Here is a 17807-nt window from a genome sequence, read left to right as displayed (position 1 = left end):
GGGCGCAAGTCCAAGGTGGCCGGGAATCCTGATGACAGAGCGTAAGTTGCCTGTGCGGGGAACCGCTCCACCTCAGGCCCCTTTATGAACTCTCCCGCCGCTCAACGCATGGCGTTGTAGCGGGGGTTTCGCGGGTCACAGGCCTGGACTTGCCACGTTGTCGTGGCAGAGGTTTGGGTCTCGCCGCCACGCCCGTCCCAGGCGTGTCCTGCGTGTTGTGCGCGTCGATGAGAACCACCATTGCGCTGTTCTGGTCGCGCGGGGCTGTGTGCCCGCAGTGCGGGCACACATGCATGCGTTGGCTCAGCGTCTTGGGAACGAGTTCCCAGCACGCCGCGCACCGCTGCGACGGTTTGAGCTGGCGCGTGTTGCTCAGATGCAGCCGCGTACCAGCTTCTTCCGCTTTGTACGCGAGCATCGGATGCGCCATGCCGAACCCCGCCGAGAGGATCTCCCGATTGAGTCCGGCCTTCTGCCGCACGCGACGGCCCGGTGCATCCACCGTGCCCTTCGCGCTGCGGCTCATGGTCTTCGGAGCCAATTGCTCCGTGGCCAGGACGGCGCATTGCCGCACCATCCTGGTTGTTTCCTTGTGCATGAAGTCCCGGCGCAGGTTGCCGATGCGGTCGTGCAGCCGCGCGATGCGACGCCCGAGCCGTTTGAAGCGCAGCGATCCCTTCTTCTTCCTGGCGCGCTGCCGCTGCAGCGCGGCAAGGCGCGGCAGTTCCTCGCGCAGCCAGCGCGGGTTGTCGATGGTCCGTCCATCATCGAACGTCGCCCAGTCGGTGATCCCGAAATCCACCCCGCGTCGAAGATCAGCGGTGCGCTCGCGCGCACAGGCCGACTCGGGCACGCGCAGCGTCACCGACACGAACCACTGATCGTTCCTGCGCGTGAGCGTGATGTCATTGGGTTTTGCCTGATCGCCGAAGCGGTGCCGGCCGCGCGCCCGAATGGACATCGCCGCATCGCCGCTTCCCAAGCGCAGCGTGGCACCACGGCCGCCATGCTGCATGAGCTTCCAGCCAGCCGGATCGGGATAGGCAAAACCCGCGAACCGCTTCGCGGACTTGAACCGCGGGAATCCAGGCGTTTGACCAGCTTTGACCCGGCGAAAGAACGACTGGAAGGCGAGATCCAGCCGCCGCAGCGTCTGCTGCAAGGCGTGGCTGCCGAGTTCGTTGAGCTCAGGCCGATCAGCCTTGATCTGTGGCAGCGCGTTTTGCTGCTCGTCGTAAGAGATGGACTTCCTAGCCTTGTGCCAGGCGTCGATGCGCTCCTCGAGCGCCGCGTTGTACAACTCGCAGTGCAGCCGCGTCCACGCCTCCAGCCGCGCAGCTTGCGCGGCATTGGGATACAGCTTGAGCGTGACTTTGCGCCGTTGCATACTGGTATTTTATCCAGCCTGGAGAGGAACAACAAGCGAAAGCCGCCCGCTTGACCCCCTCCTGCCCGGTCGGCTTCGCCTGAGCGACGCTGTGCGTCGGACCGGGCGAGGAAGGGGAATGCGCGGGCATTTGTTCAAGGCGATGGCCTGTGTCGTCAGGCGACGCTCTCATTGGCTGCTAAGTCAGGGTCGCTAAACTGGGCGACTTCAAGTGAGTCGGCTGGCTGCGGCCACATTTCGGGCATGGGCGGTCATCAAGTCAAGGTATGAACGAGGCGAACAAGCAAACGAGGAACAGACGCGCAGTGGGCTACTGGCACTTCATGCGGGAGTTCGTACGTAACCCGCGCCAGATTGGGGCCATCTGCCCCAGTTCGCCTTTCCTTGCCCGGCGCATGGCCAGCCTTGTTCCGGCAGGTGATGGCATGGTGGTTGAACTCGGTCCAGGCGGTGGTGCCGTGACCGCCGCGCTGCTCAGTCATGGTGTACACGCGCGTGATCTTGTTCTGGTCGAGCGCTCGGCGGCGCTGTCTGCTCATCTTGCCAAGCGCTTTCCCGGGGTGCGGCTTATCCAGGGCGATGCCATGCATCTGAGCCGCTTTGATGCCCTTCAGCGGCAGCCCGTACGCGCCATCGTGTCGAGTTTGCCACTGCGTAGTCTGCCCCGTGCGGTGGTGCGCCAGATTCTGGAACAGGTCGCGCTCGTTTCGGGGCCAGGCACGGTTTTCATCCAGTTCAGCTACGCCCTGCGTGGCAGCGGGCAGGGCATGGCGCCGGGATTCGAGCGGGACCAGGCCCATTTGGTCTGGCGCAATCTGCCACCGGCACGCATCGAGGCCTTCCGTTTTCGTGCAGGTTCCATGCAGTAGGCGATCTGGCCGCTTGTCGCAGCTTGGCACCGGTTAGCGTCGATCAGGACACCCACATCGTGATCGTCACGACGGCAAGCAGCAACATCCAAAGCAAAACCGAACGCCATACCAGCCCAACCACACTACGCAGATGCGCAGGGGTGGGGGAGTCACCGGGCATTTCCGGCGCCAAGCCTGGGCCTTGCAGTTCCACGTCGATCGCACTGGCCCAGCCCTGCTCTCCCGGCTCCACGGATGCCTTCTGGGCCGTCGCCCCCAAGCGTATGCCTACCGCGCCCGCCGCAGATGCAAGCATGGCTCCAGTATTGCTGTCGGGCCATAGCCGGGCGTAGTTGCGCCACATGTCCACGGCTTCTTCGAAATTGCCGACGACGGCATAGCCGGCAGCCGTCAGGCGCGCAGGCAGCCAGTCCAGCACGTGAAAGGCCTTGCAGGCGAAATCACGCAGCCAGGGACTTGCATCGGAGCCGCTCGCGCTCCACTTGCCAGCTGTGTATTCAGACATACGGTACAGCACGGCGCCTGCCGGACCGAGTGGTAGCAGGAACCAGAAGAAAACACCCAACACATAGCGCTGCGCCGCTACGAGGGCGTGCTCGATGGTTTGCTGCGTGACGTCGTCCGCCGACATTTCCACGGTATCCAGCGCCTTCCATTGCTTGAGGATGGCCCGCGCACCTGGCACGTCCCCATGACTAAGCGCGTCGGAGATATCGGTGAAGTAATGGCTAAATTGCCTGAAGCCCAACGTGAAATACAACACCACCACGTTCCAGGCAAAAGCCAGGAGAACGTTCACGCGCAGCGCGCCCCAGTACACCAGCAGCGCCACGAGCGCAGGTAGCAGCACCGCGATGAACCAAGCGGCCAAGCCGTGCCTGCGCTCTCCCGCGTCGAAATTGCGCGCGGCAAAATCGGCGAGCGACTTGCGTGCAGCGTATACGACGCTCAGGCGGCCCAGGGGTTTGATTTGCTCCAGGAGCAGCGAGAGGAGAACAGAGAAAAAAGCCATGCCAACATGCTAAGCGATCAGCAACCGGTAAAGGTTGCGAATCATCGCGGCTGTAGCGCCCCAGATGAAATAGCGTTTGCCGTCGGCGGTACTCCACGGCATGGCATAGAAGCTGCGGCGCGTGGTGTCGGGTGCAAGGCCAGAGGCAGGGAGGCCGGTTTGCATGTCCCAAGTCCGCAATTCGTGGTGCGCGGGGTTCATGAGAAATTCCAGAGGCACCTCAAAAACCTCGGCAACTTCACTGGGTTGAGGGCGCAGCGGCGCATAGGGATCAATCATGGCTATGACCGGCGTGACGGCATAGCCAGTGATGGTGGTGTACACGGGCATCAGGCCCAGGGTTTCGACGTGATCTGGATGAAGACCGATTTCTTCATGGGCCTCACGCAGCGCGGTGTCAGCGGGCGTTGCGTCATCCAGATCTCGACTTCCGCCAGGGAAGCTGATCTGCCCGGCATGGACGTGCAGGTTGGCGTTTCGCCGCGTCAGCAGCAGCTGAACGCCATGGGTGCGTTCGACGAGCGGAACAAGCACTGCAGCTTGCCGCGTTGTTACGCCGCGTGCATGGGCAACGTCTTCGAAAACTTCCGGCTTCCAGTCCGGTGCCTGGGCGAAGCGTGAGCGCAGCCAGGCGCTCTGCAAACGTGAGGCGTGCACCGAGGGGAGCCCCGAATCGCGGTGGGTAACCGGAACCCGCTCGGGATCAAAGGGGGGAAGGACAGGCGGAACGGGCTTGTTGATCATGCCGAAATGCAAAAAACCGGCTTGAGCCGGCTTTTTGCATGACGCGGAGAAGGGATTCGCATGGGCCCGATATGGAGGCCAGATGGCGTCGCTCAGGCCAGCTTTTCCTTGATGCGGGCAGATTTGCCTGTGCGGCCACGAAGGTAGTACAGCTTGGCGCGGCGCACATCGCCCCGACGCTTGACCTCGATTGAGGCGATCATTGGCGAGTAGAGCTGGAACGTGCGCTCGACGCCTTCGCCTGACGAGATCTTGCGGACGATGAAATTGGAGTTCAAGCCGCGGTTTCGCTTGGCGATCACCACGCCTTCGTACGCCTGCGCACGCTTGCGCGATCCTTCGACCACGTTAACGCTGACGATGACGGTGTCGCCGGGGGAGAACTCGGGGATCGCCTTGCCTTGGGTCAGGCGCTGGATTTCTTCCTGCTCGAGTTGCTGAATCAGATGAGTGCTCATGAAGGGCTCCTATGATCTTGCGACCGCATGAAAGGGAATTGCAAGAGTCGGCATACAGCCGATGCTCGCTTGTTGTCGCGGTGCAGAGGATCGAAAAACCAGATATCTTAATCCAAACTTGCGAGTGCTTGCTCATCGCGCGCGCTGAGGCGGTTTTCGCGGCGCATGATGGCGATGAGATCGGGCCTTCGCTCTTGGGTCAGTTGCAGGCTGCGGTCGCGCCGCCAGCGCGCAATGCGTGCATGGTCGCCCGATAGCAAGACTGCCGGAACATGAAGGCCCGTGTGCGTTGGCGGGCGGGTGTAGTGCGGGCAGTCAAGCAGTCCGTCGGAGAAGCTGTCCTGCTGGGCTGAATCTGCGCTTCCCAGCACGCCGGGCTGTAATCGTGCCACGGCATCGAGAAAGGCCATGGCCGCAATTTCACCGCCTGACAGCACATAGTCTCCAAGGCTGATTTCTTCGTCCACATGGCGGTCGATAAAGCGCTGATCGATGCCTTCGTAGCGCCCGCAAACCAGGACGGCGCCTGCCGAGCAGGCCCACCGCTTCACCTGCTCTTGCGTCAGCTTTGCGCCAGCAGGTGAAAAAAGCAGCACTGGTGCAGTGTCCATCCCCGCGGTTTCACGGGAGCTCTGCGCCGCTCGCAAAGCGCGTTCCAGGGGCTCAACCAGCATCACCATGCCCGGTCCCCCGCCGTAGGGGCGGTCATCCACGGTGTGGTGGGTATCGATCGAAAAATCGCGCGGGTTCCAGTGCTGCAGTGCCATGGCACCGCGATCAAAGGCGCGTCGACAGACACCCTGGGTGCGTAGCGGCTCGAAGTATTCACCGAACAGGGTCAGCACGTCGAAGCGTGGCATGGTGAGTCCTTGCTCAGTCGTAGTCTGGCTGCCAGTCGACAACAATTCGCCGCGCTGCCGTGTCGACATTGACGATGTAGGCATCAACGAAAGGGATGAGGCGCTCATTGGCTTTCGTCTCTTCCCCCAGGGGAGCGCTCGTTTTCAATTGCAGGATGGACTGCGCGCCGCTGTCCAGCAACCCGGAAACAGTGCCGAGCTCCAGACCCTCGCGATTGAATACGGCACAACCGATCAAGTCAACCCAGTAATACTCACCTTCACCGGGGGGCGGGAAATCTTCGCGCCGCGCATGGATCGTCCAGCCCCTCATCGCTTCCGCCTGTGTGCGGGTGCCGACTCCCTCGAGCAAGGCGACGACGGATGCTGTATGGCGGCGCGCCAGCCGAACGGCGAGTTCAACACGCTGCACAGGCCGCCCAAGTGGCGATTGCATCCACCAGCGCCGGGCTTTGAGCAGCACGCCGGCCTCGCTGGAAGCGGGGGCGACCTTGATCCACCCCTGCGTACCCCAGGCGCCCAGCACGTGACCGACTTGGAGCAAGCCATCGGGCCACGCGATGTCCAGTGGAGGCGGAGTTTTAGGGGATGTATTCATGGCGCAAAGCAAAACACCGCAAGGAAACGCTTGCGGTGTCGCATCCTGGCCGACTGGCGCAGACCCTGACAGGGATAAAGCGGTGCGGGGCTGTGGAGGCTGCCCGCTGCGGTATGCTCAGGCCGACGCAGGAACGGGCGCCTGAGCCTGCTTGGATTGCTTGACGAGGCGCTGGACTGTTGGCGAGAGTTGAGCGCCCACACCAGCCCAATAGTCCAGGCGGGCAATCTCGATGCGCAGCGGCTGCTCCTGCCCTCGGGCAACCGGATTGTAGAAACCCAGGCGCTCGAGGTACCGACCGTCACGGCGATTGCGGGAATCGGTGGCCACGATGTGGTAGAAGGGGCGCCCTTTGGCACCGGCGCGTGAAAGACGAATGACGACCATTGCTTGAATTCCTGAAATGTCTGCTTGATGGGTATGCGTGCGAACCGCCTCGGCCATACAGTTCATCGTACGAACCGCCGTGCAGGATGGGCTACTCAATCGACCCCTCACCTGGACGAAACTGCGAGAGCCTAAAAGACGTCCCGCATGTATTGCTTGCGGTGAGCCGGGCCAAGCCCATTAAACTCGCCATTATATCCACACCGATCGGCACCATTCGATGCAAGCATTAAACATGACCCCGGTCCGGGCCGCCGCTGAAACAGACCTCGATGCGATTACCCGCATCTACAGGCATCATGTGTTGCACGGTACGGGCACTTTTGAGATTGATCCGCCCGATGTCGCGGAGATGCGCAGACGGTGGCAGGTCGTGGTCCAGCGCGGCCTGCCTTGGATTGTTGTCGAGCGTGATGGCGCCATTGCAGGCTTCGCCTATGCCAACTGGTTTCGCGAGCGCGAGGCCTTTCGGTGGACCGTGGAGGACTCGGTGTATATCGACGAGGTGCAGCGTGGAGCGGGCCTGGGCTCGCTGCTGATGGAGCAGTTGCTACAGGCTAGCGCCCAGCAGGGATGCCGGCAGATGCTTGCCGTGATTGGCGACTCGGCGAACCAGGGCTCCATCGCCCTGCACGAACGGTTTGGCTTCACCCATCGCGGCGTCATGCCGGCCGTGGGGTGGAAGTTTGGGCGGTGGCTGGATGTCGTATTGATGCAAAAGGCTTTGGGACCTGGCGCCGGGACGGCGCCGCTTCTCGCCTGAGCCCGAGGTCGTGTCCGTGCATCGGATTCCTGGACCCATGGCCCGAACATTCAAATCCAAGAGCGTGGCCGCCGCCCTGGCGTTGCTTTTGGGCGTGCTCGGGGCTCATCGCTTCTATTTGAAAGGCTGGCGCGATGCGCTCGGCTGGCTGCACCCGCCTCTGTTCGCCCTTGGTGTCTGGGGCGGCATGCGATTTATCGACTACGGCGAGAATGACAGGATCGCGCGAATCGCATTTCCGGTGCTCGCTTTGGTCATTGGTGTCGCACTATTCCAAGCGCTGCTCATTGGGCTGACGCCTGACACGCGCTGGGATGCGACGTGGAATCGCGGCAACGGGCGCGTGTCGTCAAGCGGCTGGGGCGCAGTGCTCGTCGTCATTTTTGCGCTTCTCATTGGTGCCGCGGTGCTGGTCGGCGGCCTGGTGTTCAGCTTGCAGCAGGCGTTCCAGCCGTGATCGCAGCCGTTACGAATTGGTCGAGATGATGGCAAGGGGGCCAACGCGCTGGATTTGCTGCCCCGCTTGTTGAAGCCGGCGCGCCGCGTGCGCGACGGACTCGCCGTCAGGCAAAGTCCAATGCGGCCAGATCTCCGCGAGAGGCACCAGCACAAAGGCGCGCAGATGCATTCGTGGATGGGGCAAGATGAGCCGTTCATCGTGCAGACGGCGCGAGCCGAAAAGAAGCAAATCGAGATCGAGCGTGCGTGGTGCATTGTGAACCCCTTGCGGGCGCTCGCGCCCGTGCTCGTTCTCAAGGCGTTGTAGCCAGGCGAGCAGGGCGTCCGGCGTCAAGCCGCACTGCATGGCAACAACAGCGTTCCAGTAGTCTGGTCCCGCCGCATCCACGGGAGCGCTGCGATAAAGGCTCGAAGCCTCGACAAGACGGCAGGCGGGCACAGTCTGCAGAGCGGCAAGAGCCGTATGCAAGGCCTTCGCGCCGTCACCCAGATTTGCGCCCAGGCTGATGAGGGCGACCTCGGCCCCGGCCGGGTCTTGGCGTGCCATGCGCGTGGCTACTGGGATGATGCGCTGCCGCCCCCGCCGGTGGACGGCTCAGTCTGCGACGCCCCGGGCTTTTTGCGCTTGCGGCGCTTGCGCTTGCCGGGCTCGGCGGGATTGGTCCGTGCCGCCTGCTCAATGAGCGCGGCGCGTTCAGTCTCGTCAGCGTCCTGGAAGTGTGACCACCAGCTCGCCAGATCAGGATCGGCGCCGCCAGTGCGTGCTCGCAGCAGCAGAAAATCGTAAGCGGCGCGAAAACGTGGATGCTCAAGCACGCTGTATGCATAACGCGGCGTGCGCCGAGCCAGGCGTGGCTGCAGCGACCATATCTCACGCATGTCCACAGCGATGCGGCGCTGGATGGCGAGGCGCTCGGCTTGGGCGCTCAGCACCTCATCGGCAGCTTGATCGAGCGCGGCAATGGCCGGCACGCCCTCGGTCTGCAGCGCGGCCCAGTGACTGTTGACCTGCGGCCACAGCAGACAGGCGAACAAAAAGCTGGGACTTGCTGTCTTGCCCTCGGCGAGTCGCGCGTCAGTATCACGAAGCGCCGCCATCACAAAGGCCTCGCCTTGTGGCTGGTTGAGCGCCAGGTCGATAAGCGGAAGCAGTCCCTTGTGCAGCCCCAGGTTCCGCAATTGCTCCAGCGAGGCCAGCGCATGTCCGGTCTGCAGCAGCTTGATTGTTTCGTCGAATAGTCGCGCCGAGGGGACATTGCGTAGCAGAGCCGTATGGTGGGCGATGGGTGCACGTGTTGCCGGGTCGATGGCGAAGCCAAGCTTGGCAGCAAATCGCGCTACGCGCAGCAGGCGCACTGGATCCTCACGGTAGCGGGTGGCAGGGTCGCCGATCATGCGCAGGGTGCGCGCCTTGATATCCCGAAGACCGTGGTGGTAGTCCACGACGATATCGCGTGTCGGGTCGTAATACAACGCGTTGACCGTGAAGTCACGGCGCGCGGCATCCTGGTCCTGCGGCCCCCAGACGTTGTCACGCAGCACGCGGCCGCTCTCGTCCACAGCGTGGAGCTTGCCCGCAAGATCGCGCACGTTGCGCTCGTCACCACCCACTCTGGCGGCGGGTTGCGTGTCCATGCTCGCGCGGAAGGTGGATACTTCAATGATTTCGCGACCGAACATGACGTGCACGATGCGGAAGCGCCTCCCGATGAGAATGGCGCGTCGAAACAGCGGCTTGACTTGTTCCGGCGTGGCATTCGTGGCGACGTCGAAGTCCTTAGGCTTGAATCCAAGCAGAAGATCGCGCACGGCGCCACCCACGATATAGGCTTCGAATCCGGCTTGCTGCAGCGTACGCACGACGGTGAGCGCGGAGTTGGGCAGCTGCCCAACATTGATCTGGTGCTGGGCCCGCGGGATTTCCAAGCGTTTGCCCGTAGGGGCGGACGGTTGCGATTTGCCGCCAAGCAGGCGAGTGATAAGTTTGCGGATCATGGAAAAAGGTCAAGGACGGGCCAGCCGCGACGGTGTGCGACGTCGGCGAGCTTGGGGTCGGGATGCACGACCACGGGGTGGGTGACGCGTTCGAGCAGCGATTGGTCGTTGATCGAGTCGGAATAGAACCATGTCTGGGTGAAACTGACCCAGCCCAGACCTTGCGCAGCAAGCCATTGCTCGGTGCGTGCAATCTTCCCCTCGCGGAATGAGGGAATGCCAACCCAGCCCCCGGTGTAGGAGCCGGCAGCATCGCGCTCGGCTTGCACGGCGATCAAATGATCGACGCCGAAGGCCCGGGCAATCGGCCCGGTGACGAAGTCGTTGGTGGCAGTGACGATTGCGCACAAATCGCCATTGCGCTGGTGTTTTTGGACCAGGTTTATTGCCTGGGGGCGGATTTGCGGCAGCACGACTTTCTGCATGAAAGCGTGGTTGGCGGCTTCCAGCGCCTCTGGCGAACGCCCGACCAAGGGAGCAAGCGAGAAGCGCAGGTATGCATCCAAGTCCAGCGTACCTGCGCGGTAGGCGGCGTAAAAGCGGTCATTTTCCTGGCGGTACCGTTCACCGTCGGCCCAGCCGAGGTGCACGCAGAATTCGCCCCACGCATGGTCCGAATCGAACGGGATGAGGGTGTTGTCCAAGTCGAACAGCGCAAGACGACGGTTGGGCATTCGCGTGGGAGTCAGGATCTGGTGGTGGAAAGGGTGGCGGAATCCGCATGTGCCAGCATGGCTTTGAGCAGGGGAATGCTGGTGGCGCGCGCGTGCTGCATGGCGTAGGCGTCGAGCCGAGAAACGAGATCCAGCAGCGAAGTCATGTCGCGCGCGTGGTGGGTCAGAATATAACGGCTCAGATCATCGCGCAGTTCAAATCCTCGTGACGCGGCCATGCGCTGCAGCACGCGTTGCTTGGCAGCATCGTCCAATGGCTCCAGTGCCAACGCCAGGCCCCAGGCGAGTCGCGTGCGTATGTCGGCACGGAGATCGAGTTGCGCTGGTGCAGCATCCCCTGCGGCCACAAAAGCCACGTTGAACTGGCGCGCCGCGTTAAAGAGGCCGAACAACACGTCCTGCTGCCACGCCGCACAGGACTGCACGTCATCCACTGCCAGCAACGCGCCGGGCCCAACATGCGCGAGGGAGTCGAGCGAAGGCCAATGGGAGGGCGGACTATGCGGTGTCAGGTATAGAGCCCAACGCTGGCCCCTCTGCACTTCGCCACAGCAGGCGCGCAGGAGGTGGCTCTTGCCGCTGGCCGTCGGGCCCCAAAGGTAAAGCGCGCCGCCTTCGGTGGCGGTCAGCAATTTGTGCAAGGCTTCAAGCGCGAGACCGTTCGCACCGGGCTCAAAGTTCTCCAGCGTCGGTTCATCATCCCATTGCAGGGCCAGCAGCAACTGCCGGCTCGCACCGTCGTCGAATGGCGTTCTCATGTGCGCAAAAACAAGGGACTCGAACGATACCAGACCAACGCGTGACGAGCCACCACGAGCAATAGTGCCCCCGCTGGCAAGGCAAGCAGCACACCAACGAAACCGAACAAATGGCCGAACGCAAGGAGCAGGAATATGACCAGCAAGGGATGCAGGCCGATATGGCGGCCTAGGAGCTTCGGTGTCAGGTAGGAGCTCTCGAGAACCTGCCCGATGCCGTAAACCACCGCCACGGCCCACAGTGCATAAAAGCTCTGGAATTGGAGGGCGCCCGCAAGCAAAGCCAAAAGCAGTCCGAACCCGAAACCCACGAACGGGACGAATACGGCAAGCCCCGTGAATACGCCGATGGGCAGGGCCAGCTGGAACCCGGCCAGGGCTAAACCAGCCGCGTAGAAAGCCGCCAGGATGAGCATGACGGCCAATTGCCCACGCACGTAGCGGTTGAGAATGGCGTCGCATTCGCCGAGGAAGTCGTGCAGTGCCTCGCGTTGATGCAGCGGCACCAGGCTGAAGCTGCGGCGCATGAGGTTGTGCCAGTCCATGAGCAGGTAAAAGGTGAGAACCGGAATGAGCACAAGATTGCCCAAAACCACGATGATCGCTCCACCTCCGCTACGGGCAGAGCTCAGCAACTGCATGGCCGATCGTTCGGGGTCGCCTGAAAGGATCTTCGTCAGTAAACGCTTAAGGCTCGTCGTGTCGAATTGCGCCTGAAACCCCAGGTGTGCCGCTTTCGCGCTGAGCCAGGCATTCATGCTCAATAGCAACGAAGGCACTTGCTGCTGCAATTGGGGTAGGGTGCTGCTCAGCACGGAAACGATCAAGCTGCCGAGGGCGACCAGCGCGACAATGAGGAGCACGAGCGCAAGGGTTGTGCCGACGGGACGGGGGATGTGCCAGCGTTGCAGCCGCTCAACGGTCGGGTGCAAGCCATAAGCGATTGTCAGCGCAACCAGGAACGGCATCAGAACGGAGCCAAGCAGTGAAGTCGCCCATAGTGCAATGAGGATGATCGCCGCCCAGATCAGGCGAACCTTGTTGGCTTTGGATAGTTGCACGTGAGGGGTCGCGAGTCGTGGTTGATTCAGGTTGCGTGCAGATCCTGCGCTGGTCATTTCCGGCAGCGTCGACCTGAGGGGCCAGCAGACGTGAACATTATGGGCTGTGAACGGGCAGCGCAGCACGGATCGACCACCCGCCACATTCGCACCTTCACACGGCCCCTGCGCGGCAGGCTCCTAGAATGCTGCCGATATTCTATGAATGCGCAGCGGCAGCCGACACCGGCGCTGCGCCAGCCCTTCCCGAACCATGTCCAAAACCAGTCTGACTTATCGTGACGCAGGCGTTGATATCGATGCCGGAGATGCCTTGGTCGATGCCATCAAGCCGCTGGCCGCCCGTACGATGCGCGACGGTGTCCTGGCCGGCATTGGTGGCTTTGGCGCCTTGTTCGAGGTGCCCAAGCGGTACCGCGAGCCCGTGCTCGTGTCCGGCACCGATGGTGTGGGCACGAAGCTGCGCTTGGCATTCAAGTGGGCCCGCCATGACACGGTCGGCATCGATCTGGTGGCCATGAGCGTCAATGATGTGCTCGTGCAGGGTGCTGAGCCTCTGTTCTTTCTCGATTATTTCGCGTGCGGCAAGCTGGCGGTGGATGTGGCGGCGCAGGTGGTCGGCGGTATCGCTCGTGGATGCGAACTGGCGGGTTGCGCCTTGATTGGTGGGGAGACGGCCGAAATGCCAGGCATGTACCCGCCAGGGGAGTATGACCTCGCTGGTTTTTGCGTCGGCGCTGCGGAAAAAAGCCGGCTCGTATCGGGCGCCACCGTGCGCGCCGGCGACGTCGTGCTTGGCCTGGCTTCAAGCGGCATCCATTCAAACGGCTATTCGCTCGTACACAAGGTCATTGAGCGTGCGGCCGGCCAGTTGCCCGAGGAACTCGACGGGCGGCCATTCCGTGATGCAGTGATGGCTCCAACGCGGATTTACTGCAAATCTGTGCTGGCGCTCTTGCAGACGATTGAGGTCAATGCCATGGCGCACATCACGGGTGGCGGCTTATTGGAGAACATTCCGCGGGTCCTGCCAGCGGATCTGCATTGCGCGCTGCAACGCGACGCTTGGGCCAGGCCCGAGGTGTTCAAGTGGCTTCAGCGTGAAGGAAACATACCCGAAGATGAGATGCTGCGGACCTTCAATTGCGGTATCGGCTACGTGTTGGTGGTCGACCATGAGCGGGCCGACGAGGCATTGAAGAACCTCCAGGCGGCCGGCGAGCAATGCTCACGCATTGGTGTGATCCGCCCGCGTGTTGCGGGTGAATCTGCAGTCAGCGTCCGTTGATGCCAGACTGACCCGGTGCGCGACAAGCCCCGTCGCTGAGGACGGGGAAGATGCCAAGCGAAAGCGCCGTATCAGACGGGGGCGTGGCTCTTCTCGTAGCGAATCTGGCAAGCCGTGCACCGCACGGCTGTCGGTTCAGCCTGCAGGCGCTCGACTCCAATGTCTTCGCGGCAGTCAACGCACACGCCAAACTGCGCACTCGGCAAACGAGCCAGCGCCGCGTCGATACGCTCGAGCTCCGAGGCGTCACGCAGCGTTTGCGCCATATCCACCGCGTCTGTTGCAGAGGTCACGTCGTCGTCGGCTTCCCCGCGGTGGGTAGGCAGGCGCATCGTGCCATCTTCGGCGTGGGTTTCGCTGCGCAGCTCGTCCAGCACTGCCGCTCGGCGCTGGCGCAAGGCAAGTTCGATTGCGTGCTTTTGCTCGCTGTTCAGTGACATGATCGTCTCCGTCTCTTGCAAGATGAAATCCTCATGTGCATTGTGCGCGTCCTGCGCGCAGCGTTGCCAATGGGCTGCATTCCGCTCTGGCGTTACTCGCGATGCCGGAATTGGCTGGGCCGCATGCCTAGGAGGGCCAGAGCCAAGAAATAGGCAGTTGCGGCGACAGCCATCAGGCCAAACGCCGCGCCCAGCCGCTTCCAGTGCGCAGCGGTGCCGCTCCAATGTGCCCAGGGGAAATGCTCGGCGCCCCAGAAGAGGATCAGGGCCAGCGGAAGCAGCGCCAACAAGACCTTTGCCGCAAACATCGCCCAGCCCGGTTCGGGACGATAGCTGCCGCGACGGCGGAGGCCGCGCAGCAACAGCGCGGCATTGAGCAACGCACCGCAGGAAATGGCTAGCGCTAGCCCCGCGTGGGCGAGCCAGGGTACGAACAGCGCGTTCATCGCCTGCGTACCGATAAGAACGATGATGGCCAGCTTGACGGGCGTGCGCACGTCTCGCTTGGCGTAGAAGCCGGGTGCAAGAATTTTCACCCCCACCAAACCCAGCAGTCCGAGACCATAGGCACGCAGCGCAGTCGTCGTTTGGTCAAGGTCAAACGCATTGAAGTGTCCATAATTGAAGAGGATCGCAATCAGGGGCTTGGCGAAGACACCCAGGGCGACCGCGCTGGGCAGAGCCAGGAGCAAGGTCAGGCGTAGGCCCCAGTCCAGAAGCTTGCTGTAGCGCTCAGGATCGCCCGCGGCGTGGGCTCGCGAAAGGCTGGGCAGAAGCACCGAACCCAGTGCCACGCCAAGAAGTGCAGTGGGAAACTCCATGAGCCGGTCTGCGTAGGCGAGCCAGGATACGCTGCCCGCTTGCAGGTGCGAGGCGATTTGGGTGTTGATGACGAGCGATACCTGCGCCACAGAGACAGCCATGCTGGCTGGCAGCATCTGCCTGACGACCCGGCTCACTCCGGGAGAGCGCCAGGCGGCGAGCGCATTCATGTGGATCCGTGGCACGACGGCGTAGCGTCTGAGAGCAGGCCATTGCAGGGCAAGTTGCAGGACCCCTCCGGCCATGACCCCAACGGCCAGCGCGTAAACGGGAGGATGCATCACCCGGTGCAATGCGATGGCCGCAACGATGACCGACAGATTCAGGAGTGCGGGTGTGAGCGAAGGGATCGTGAAATGCTTCCACGTGTTGAGGATTCCGGCCGATAGCGCCACCAACGAGATCAACCCAGCGTAGGGGAACATCAGGCGGGTCATCCATACGGCGGCGTCAAACGCTGCCGGGTGGAGGCCCGAGGCGGTGAGGAAGATCAGGATCGGTGCCAGCAGTACTCCTACAACGCTTACTGCAGCGAGGATCCAGGCAAGCGCTGTGGCCACATCGTCCACGAGCTTGCGATTGGCCTCGGGGCTGTCGTGTTCGCGCGACTGGGCGAGGATGGGAATGAAAGCTTGCGAGAACGCCCCCTCTGCAAAGAGTCTGCGCAGCAGGTTGGGCAGACGAAAGGCGACGTTGAAGGCATCTGTCCAGGCGCTGGCCCCGAAATACCGTGCGACAAGGACCTCGCGCAGCAGGCCGGTGATGCGGGAGACGAGGGTCAGCAGTGAGACGGTGTAGGCGGCCTTGAGGAGATTCACGGCGGCGATTATAGGCAGGGGGCGGCGGCGGATTTGAGAACATGCCCGGCCTGGTTATAATGTGATGTTTTCCATACGATTTCGAGGTCAATACTCATGGCGACATCCGCGCAAGCGAAAAAGAAAAGCGCCCGCACGCCCTCCGGGCGCAAGCGCGCGCGTCAGGACATCAAGCTGAACGCGGCCAATTCGGCGATGCGTTCACGCTTCCGTACGGCCATCAAATCCGTGCGCAAGGCAATTGCAGCCGGAGATAAAGGCAAGGCCGTGGAGGCATACAAAGCGGCTGTGCCAGTACTTGACTCCATTGCACGCAAGGGCCTGTTTCATCCCAACAAGGCGGCGCGTGACAAGAGTCGCCTGAATGCTGCGCTCAAAGGCATGGCTGCCTGAGACCGGGTGCCCCGGATAAGTGGCGCGGGACCTGCACGCTTTGCGGGTCCAGCACCGCCTCAAGTAAAAAAAGCCCCCGGTGCACACCGGGGGCTTTTTTTCAAACAAGACGGAGCGACCGCGCGAAGCGGTCTTCGCCGAACTGGAAATCCCTCAAAGGATCGTGGTGCCGTCGCACCCTCGGCGATGCCTACGCTGCAATCGCCAGGCCAGGCGCTGTGGGCAGTTGCTCCGGGGTGCTGTCCAGCAGACAAGCTTGCTCGACTTGCAAATTGTTGTCACGAGCGAAACCCATCAGAAAATCGAAGGCCATCGGCTCGATTTCGCGCAAGGTCTCACTGACCACGACGCAGCGAACGCCACCAAGCGTGGTGGGCAGACAAAAGGGGGAGTAACCCAGATGAGGCTCGCGTGCCGGACAGTCGGGATGGCGGAACTGCGTCATGAGTCCGGCCAAGCGATCCGCCCAATCGCTGGGGCGGAATGTCTTGCCTTCACGGGTGATGCCCATGATGAAAATTTCGCGGGGCTTAACCGACATCATTGGAGCAGTAGGTTTCATGGAAGGCGCGTCGCGTCGACTAAAACGATGCCGCAATTGTAGCAAAATTGGTGCGACGCAGCAAAGAATGGGGGTATGCGAACCCGTCTTCGGGCGCGGCTCAGGTCTTGAACCGCGCCCAGCGCACAGCTCTTTCGGGAGTAGTCCGCATGTTGCCTTCCTATAATCATGTGGAGCCTGCGCTTGCGATGGAAAACGCGATGTCGCAGGCTGTTGTTTTTTCGACTCCTGGAGACGTTCATGCCCGGTCATTTGATGAACACGTACGCCCGCCTTCCGTTGGCCTTGACGCATGGTGTCGGGGCATGGGTCTGGGACACGGAGGGCAGGCGGTATCTGGATGGGCTCAGCGGTATTGCCGTCAACACGGTGGGCCATGCGCATCCGCGTTTGGTCGCTGCTCTGCGCGATCAAGTGGGCAAGCTGATTCACACGTCCAATCTTTACGCAATTCCCTTGCAAGACCAATTGGCTGATCAGCTCTGCAGCCTGGCCGGGGCCGACCGCGCGTTTTTCTGTAATTCGGGCCTGGAAGCCAACGAGGCGGCGATCAAGCTGGCTCGCCTGTGGGGACACAAGCGCGGTGTCGAGAACCCGGAAATCGTCGTATACGAAGATGCGTTTCACGGACGTTCTTTGGCCACTTTGTCCGCAACTGGAAATCCCAAAGTTCAAAAGGGATTTGAGCCGCTGGTGGAGGGGTTCGTCCGCGTTCCCCTCAACGATGAAGCAGCGATTGCAGACGTCGCAGCGCGCCACCCGAACATCACGGCCGTGTTTATCGAGGCCATCCAGGGCGAGGGGGGCATCAATCCCGCGCGGGCTGATTACCTGCGCTTCCTGCGCCGTGCGTGCGACGAGCGTGGCTGGTTATTGATGATTGATGAGGTGCAATGCGGGACCGGGCGCACTGGCAAGTGGTTTGCTCATCAATGGGCCGAGATTCGGCCGGACGTTATTGCGCTCGCCAAGGGGCTGGCCTCGGGCGTGCCCATCGGGGCCTTGCTGGCTTATGGCGACGCGGCTGCGACGTTTGGACCCGGCCAGCACGGCACGACCTTTGGTGGCAATCCGCTGGCTTGTCGTGCCGCACTGGAGACGTTGGCCATCATCGAAGATGAAGGGCTTCTGGACAATGCCAAGCGGGTCGGCGGTTGGATGCAGCAGCAGTTGCGTGAGCGCCTCGGCGGGCTCGCCGGCGTGGTGGAGGTGCGGGGCGCAGGACTGATGATCGGCGTTGAGCTCGACAGGCCATGCGGCGCACTCGTGGGCCAAGCTCAGCAGGAAGGTTTGCTGATTAACGTGACCCACGATCGTGTAATCCGCCTGCTCCCGCCGTTGATCTTCCGTATGGAAGAAGCGGAGCGATTGCTTGCGCTTCTCATACCCCTCGTGCAGCGTTTTCTCGCTGCTGGAGCGCAAACGGCCTGAGGTGAGGCGAACCTAGGGAGAACCA

21 protein-coding genes are annotated in these 17807 nt (G+C 62.3%); 6 read left to right on the top strand and 15 right to left on the bottom strand.

Annotated elements, in window-relative coordinates; genetic code table 11:
- Positions 1-82: 82 nt before the first annotated feature.
- Complete coding sequence (locus CD04_RS0114415; RefSeq protein ID WP_031407966.1) at positions 83-1387, bottom strand: RNA-guided endonuclease TnpB family protein; 1305 nt, start codon at positions 1385-1387, stop codon at positions 83-85.
- A gap of 395 nt (positions 1388-1782) precedes the next feature.
- Between CD04_RS0114415 and CD04_RS0114410 the strand changes: the two genes are divergently transcribed.
- Complete coding sequence (locus CD04_RS0114410; RefSeq protein WP_231480647.1) at positions 1783-2256, top strand: class I SAM-dependent methyltransferase; 474 nt, start codon at positions 1783-1785, stop codon at positions 2254-2256.
- A gap of 43 nt (positions 2257-2299) precedes the next feature.
- Here CD04_RS0114410 and CD04_RS0114405 read toward each other — a convergent pair whose 3' ends face one another.
- The 6 genes from CD04_RS0114405 to rpsP all read right to left on the bottom strand — a co-directional run bounded on the left by CD04_RS0114405 (position 2300) and on the right by rpsP (position 6318).
- The gene (locus tag CD04_RS0114405) at positions 2300-3271 is read right to left on the bottom strand and encodes a CobD/CbiB family protein (protein WP_031407963.1); all 972 of its coding nucleotides are present in this window, start codon (positions 3269-3271) and stop codon (positions 2300-2302) included.
- Positions 3272-3280: 9 nt separating this feature from the next.
- Positions 3281-4015, bottom strand: a complete 735-nt coding sequence (locus tag CD04_RS0114400) for a CoA pyrophosphatase (RefSeq protein ID WP_031407962.1) — start codon at positions 4013-4015, stop codon at positions 3281-3283.
- A 92-nt stretch (positions 4016-4107) separates the two neighbouring features.
- On the bottom strand, positions 4108-4473 hold the full coding sequence (rplS, locus tag CD04_RS0114395; RefSeq protein WP_031407959.1) for a 50S ribosomal protein L19: 366 nt from the start codon (positions 4471-4473) through the stop codon (positions 4108-4110).
- 107 nt (positions 4474-4580) lie between these two features.
- Positions 4581-5333, bottom strand: a complete 753-nt coding sequence (trmD, locus tag CD04_RS0114390; protein WP_031407958.1) for a tRNA (guanosine(37)-N1)-methyltransferase TrmD — start codon at positions 5331-5333, stop codon at positions 4581-4583.
- A gap of 13 nt (positions 5334-5346) precedes the next feature.
- Complete coding sequence (gene rimM, locus CD04_RS0114385; RefSeq protein ID WP_197033136.1) at positions 5347-5931, bottom strand: ribosome maturation factor RimM; 585 nt, start codon at positions 5929-5931, stop codon at positions 5347-5349.
- Between the two features lie 117 nt (positions 5932-6048).
- Complete coding sequence (gene rpsP / locus CD04_RS0114380) at positions 6049-6318, bottom strand: 30S ribosomal protein S16 (protein WP_031407954.1); 270 nt, start codon at positions 6316-6318, stop codon at positions 6049-6051.
- A 235-nt stretch (positions 6319-6553) separates the two neighbouring features.
- Between rpsP and CD04_RS0114375 the strand changes: the two genes are divergently transcribed.
- On the top strand, positions 6554-7081 hold the full coding sequence (locus CD04_RS0114375; RefSeq protein WP_031407952.1) for a GNAT family N-acetyltransferase: 528 nt from the start codon (positions 6554-6556) through the stop codon (positions 7079-7081).
- Positions 7082-7118: 37 nt separating this feature from the next.
- On the top strand, positions 7119-7538 hold the full coding sequence (locus CD04_RS0114370) for an NINE protein (protein WP_031407950.1): 420 nt from the start codon (positions 7119-7121) through the stop codon (positions 7536-7538).
- A 9-nt stretch (positions 7539-7547) separates the two neighbouring features.
- Here CD04_RS0114370 and folK read toward each other — a convergent pair whose 3' ends face one another.
- The 5 genes from folK to CD04_RS0114345 are packed head-to-tail and all read right to left on the bottom strand — an operon-like array spanning position 7548 to position 12028.
- Positions 7548-8087 carry a 2-amino-4-hydroxy-6-hydroxymethyldihydropteridine diphosphokinase gene (gene folK / locus CD04_RS0114365; RefSeq protein WP_031407948.1) on the bottom strand — a complete coding sequence of 180 codons (540 nt, stop codon included), beginning with the start codon at positions 8085-8087 and terminating at the stop codon, positions 7548-7550.
- An 8-nt stretch (positions 8088-8095) separates the two neighbouring features.
- Positions 8096-9535: a polynucleotide adenylyltransferase PcnB gene (gene pcnB / locus CD04_RS0114360; RefSeq protein WP_031407946.1), complete on the bottom strand. Its 1440-nt coding sequence runs from the start codon at positions 9533-9535 to the stop codon at positions 8096-8098.
- On the bottom strand, positions 9532-10209 hold the full coding sequence (locus CD04_RS0114355) for an HAD family phosphatase (protein WP_031407943.1): 678 nt from the start codon (positions 10207-10209) through the stop codon (positions 9532-9534). Before CD04_RS0114355 ends, pcnB begins: the two co-directional genes overlap by 4 nt.
- An 11-nt stretch (positions 10210-10220) precedes the next feature.
- Positions 10221-10967 (bottom strand): DnaA regulatory inactivator Hda, encoded by a 747-nt coding sequence (hda, locus tag CD04_RS0114350; RefSeq protein ID WP_051849316.1) that lies wholly within the window; start codon positions 10965-10967, stop codon positions 10221-10223.
- Positions 10964-12028 (bottom strand): AI-2E family transporter, encoded by a 1065-nt coding sequence (locus CD04_RS0114345; protein ID WP_031407938.1) that lies wholly within the window; start codon positions 12026-12028, stop codon positions 10964-10966. The genes hda and CD04_RS0114345 overlap by 4 nt, the downstream gene beginning before the upstream one ends.
- 253 nt (positions 12029-12281) lie before the next feature.
- Between CD04_RS0114345 and purM the strand changes: the two genes are divergently transcribed.
- The gene (gene purM, locus CD04_RS0114340; protein WP_031407936.1) at positions 12282-13316 is read left to right on the top strand and encodes a phosphoribosylformylglycinamidine cyclo-ligase; all 1035 of its coding nucleotides are present in this window, start codon (positions 12282-12284) and stop codon (positions 13314-13316) included.
- Positions 13317-13387: 71 nt separating this feature from the next.
- On the opposite strand, the gene CD04_RS22030 is transcribed toward purM, so the two are convergent.
- A complete protein-coding gene (locus CD04_RS22030) occupies positions 13388-13756 on the bottom strand; it encodes a TraR/DksA family transcriptional regulator (protein ID WP_038168427.1) in 369 nt (122 codons plus the stop codon).
- A gap of 92 nt (positions 13757-13848) precedes the next feature.
- Positions 13849-15396 carry a murein biosynthesis integral membrane protein MurJ gene (gene murJ / locus CD04_RS0114330; protein ID WP_031407932.1) on the bottom strand — a complete coding sequence of 516 codons (1548 nt, stop codon included), beginning with the start codon at positions 15394-15396 and terminating at the stop codon, positions 13849-13851.
- Positions 15397-15492: 96 nt separating this feature from the next.
- Here murJ and rpsT point away from each other — a divergent pair, with 96 nt between their 5' ends.
- Positions 15493-15789, top strand: coding sequence for a 30S ribosomal protein S20 (gene rpsT / locus CD04_RS0114325; protein ID WP_031407929.1), 297 nt, complete (start codon positions 15493-15495; stop codon positions 15787-15789).
- A 190-nt stretch (positions 15790-15979) separates the two neighbouring features.
- Here the strand turns inward: rpsT and CD04_RS0114320 are convergent, their stop codons facing one another.
- Positions 15980-16333, bottom strand: coding sequence for a DUF3579 domain-containing protein (locus tag CD04_RS0114320; RefSeq protein ID WP_031407927.1), 354 nt, complete (start codon positions 16331-16333; stop codon positions 15980-15982).
- A gap of 258 nt (positions 16334-16591) precedes the next feature.
- Here CD04_RS0114320 and CD04_RS0114315 point away from each other — a divergent pair, with 258 nt between their 5' ends.
- Complete coding sequence (locus CD04_RS0114315; protein WP_031407925.1) at positions 16592-17782, top strand: aspartate aminotransferase family protein; 1191 nt, start codon at positions 16592-16594, stop codon at positions 17780-17782.
- The last annotated feature ends 25 nt before the right edge of the window (positions 17783-17807 follow it).

Origin of the sequence: Thiomonas sp. FB-Cd, from assembly GCF_000733775.1 — a bacterium.
Lineage (GTDB): Bacteria > Pseudomonadota > Gammaproteobacteria > Burkholderiales > Burkholderiaceae_C > Thiomonas_A.
The sequence above is the reverse complement of the archived record's forward strand: the minus strand, read 5'-3'. Positions and strand labels throughout refer to the sequence as shown.

Bases quoted from the DNA above. Each gene is read 5' to 3' on its own strand.
- rpsP (WP_031407954.1), bottom strand. From the start codon at position 6,318: ATGGTCGTCATTCGTCTTTCACGCGCCGGTGCCAAAGGGCGCCCCTTC.
- rpsT (WP_031407929.1), top strand. From the start codon at position 15,493: ATGGCGACATCCGCGCAAGCGAAAAAGAAAAGCGCCCGCACGCCCTCC.
- CD04_RS0114370 (WP_031407950.1), top strand. From the start codon at position 7,119: ATGGCCCGAACATTCAAATCCAAGAGCGTGGCCGCCGCCCTGGCGTTG.
- CD04_RS0114320 (WP_031407927.1), bottom strand. From the start codon at position 16,333: ATGATGTCGGTTAAGCCCCGCGAAATTTTCATCATGGGCATCACCCGT.
- CD04_RS0114410 (WP_231480647.1), top strand. From the start codon at position 1,783: ATGGCCAGCCTTGTTCCGGCAGGTGATGGCATGGTGGTTGAACTCGGT.
- rimM (WP_197033136.1), bottom strand. From the start codon at position 5,931: ATGAATACATCCCCTAAAACTCCGCCTCCACTGGACATCGCGTGGCCC.
- folK (WP_031407948.1), bottom strand. From the start codon at position 8,087: ATGGCACGCCAAGACCCGGCCGGGGCCGAGGTCGCCCTCATCAGCCTG.
- CD04_RS0114400 (WP_031407962.1), bottom strand. From the start codon at position 4,015: ATGATCAACAAGCCCGTTCCGCCTGTCCTTCCCCCCTTTGATCCCGAG.
- hda (WP_051849316.1), bottom strand. From the start codon at position 10,967: ATGAGAACGCCATTCGACGACGGTGCGAGCCGGCAGTTGCTGCTGGCC.
- CD04_RS0114355 (WP_031407943.1), bottom strand. From the start codon at position 10,209: ATGCCCAACCGTCGTCTTGCGCTGTTCGACTTGGACAACACCCTCATC.
- CD04_RS0114405 (WP_031407963.1), bottom strand. From the start codon at position 3,271: ATGGCTTTTTTCTCTGTTCTCCTCTCGCTGCTCCTGGAGCAAATCAAA.
- CD04_RS0114375 (WP_031407952.1), top strand. From the start codon at position 6,554: ATGACCCCGGTCCGGGCCGCCGCTGAAACAGACCTCGATGCGATTACC.
- pcnB (WP_031407946.1), bottom strand. From the start codon at position 9,535: ATGATCCGCAAACTTATCACTCGCCTGCTTGGCGGCAAATCGCAACCG.
- CD04_RS0114415 (WP_031407966.1), bottom strand. From the start codon at position 1,387: ATGCAACGGCGCAAAGTCACGCTCAAGCTGTATCCCAATGCCGCGCAA.
- CD04_RS22030 (WP_038168427.1), bottom strand. From the start codon at position 13,756: ATGTCACTGAACAGCGAGCAAAAGCACGCAATCGAACTTGCCTTGCGC.
- rplS (WP_031407959.1), bottom strand. From the start codon at position 4,473: ATGAGCACTCATCTGATTCAGCAACTCGAGCAGGAAGAAATCCAGCGC.
- purM (WP_031407936.1), top strand. From the start codon at position 12,282: ATGTCCAAAACCAGTCTGACTTATCGTGACGCAGGCGTTGATATCGAT.
- CD04_RS0114315 (WP_031407925.1), top strand. From the start codon at position 16,592: ATGCCCGGTCATTTGATGAACACGTACGCCCGCCTTCCGTTGGCCTTG.
- trmD (WP_031407958.1), bottom strand. From the start codon at position 5,333: ATGCCACGCTTCGACGTGCTGACCCTGTTCGGTGAATACTTCGAGCCG.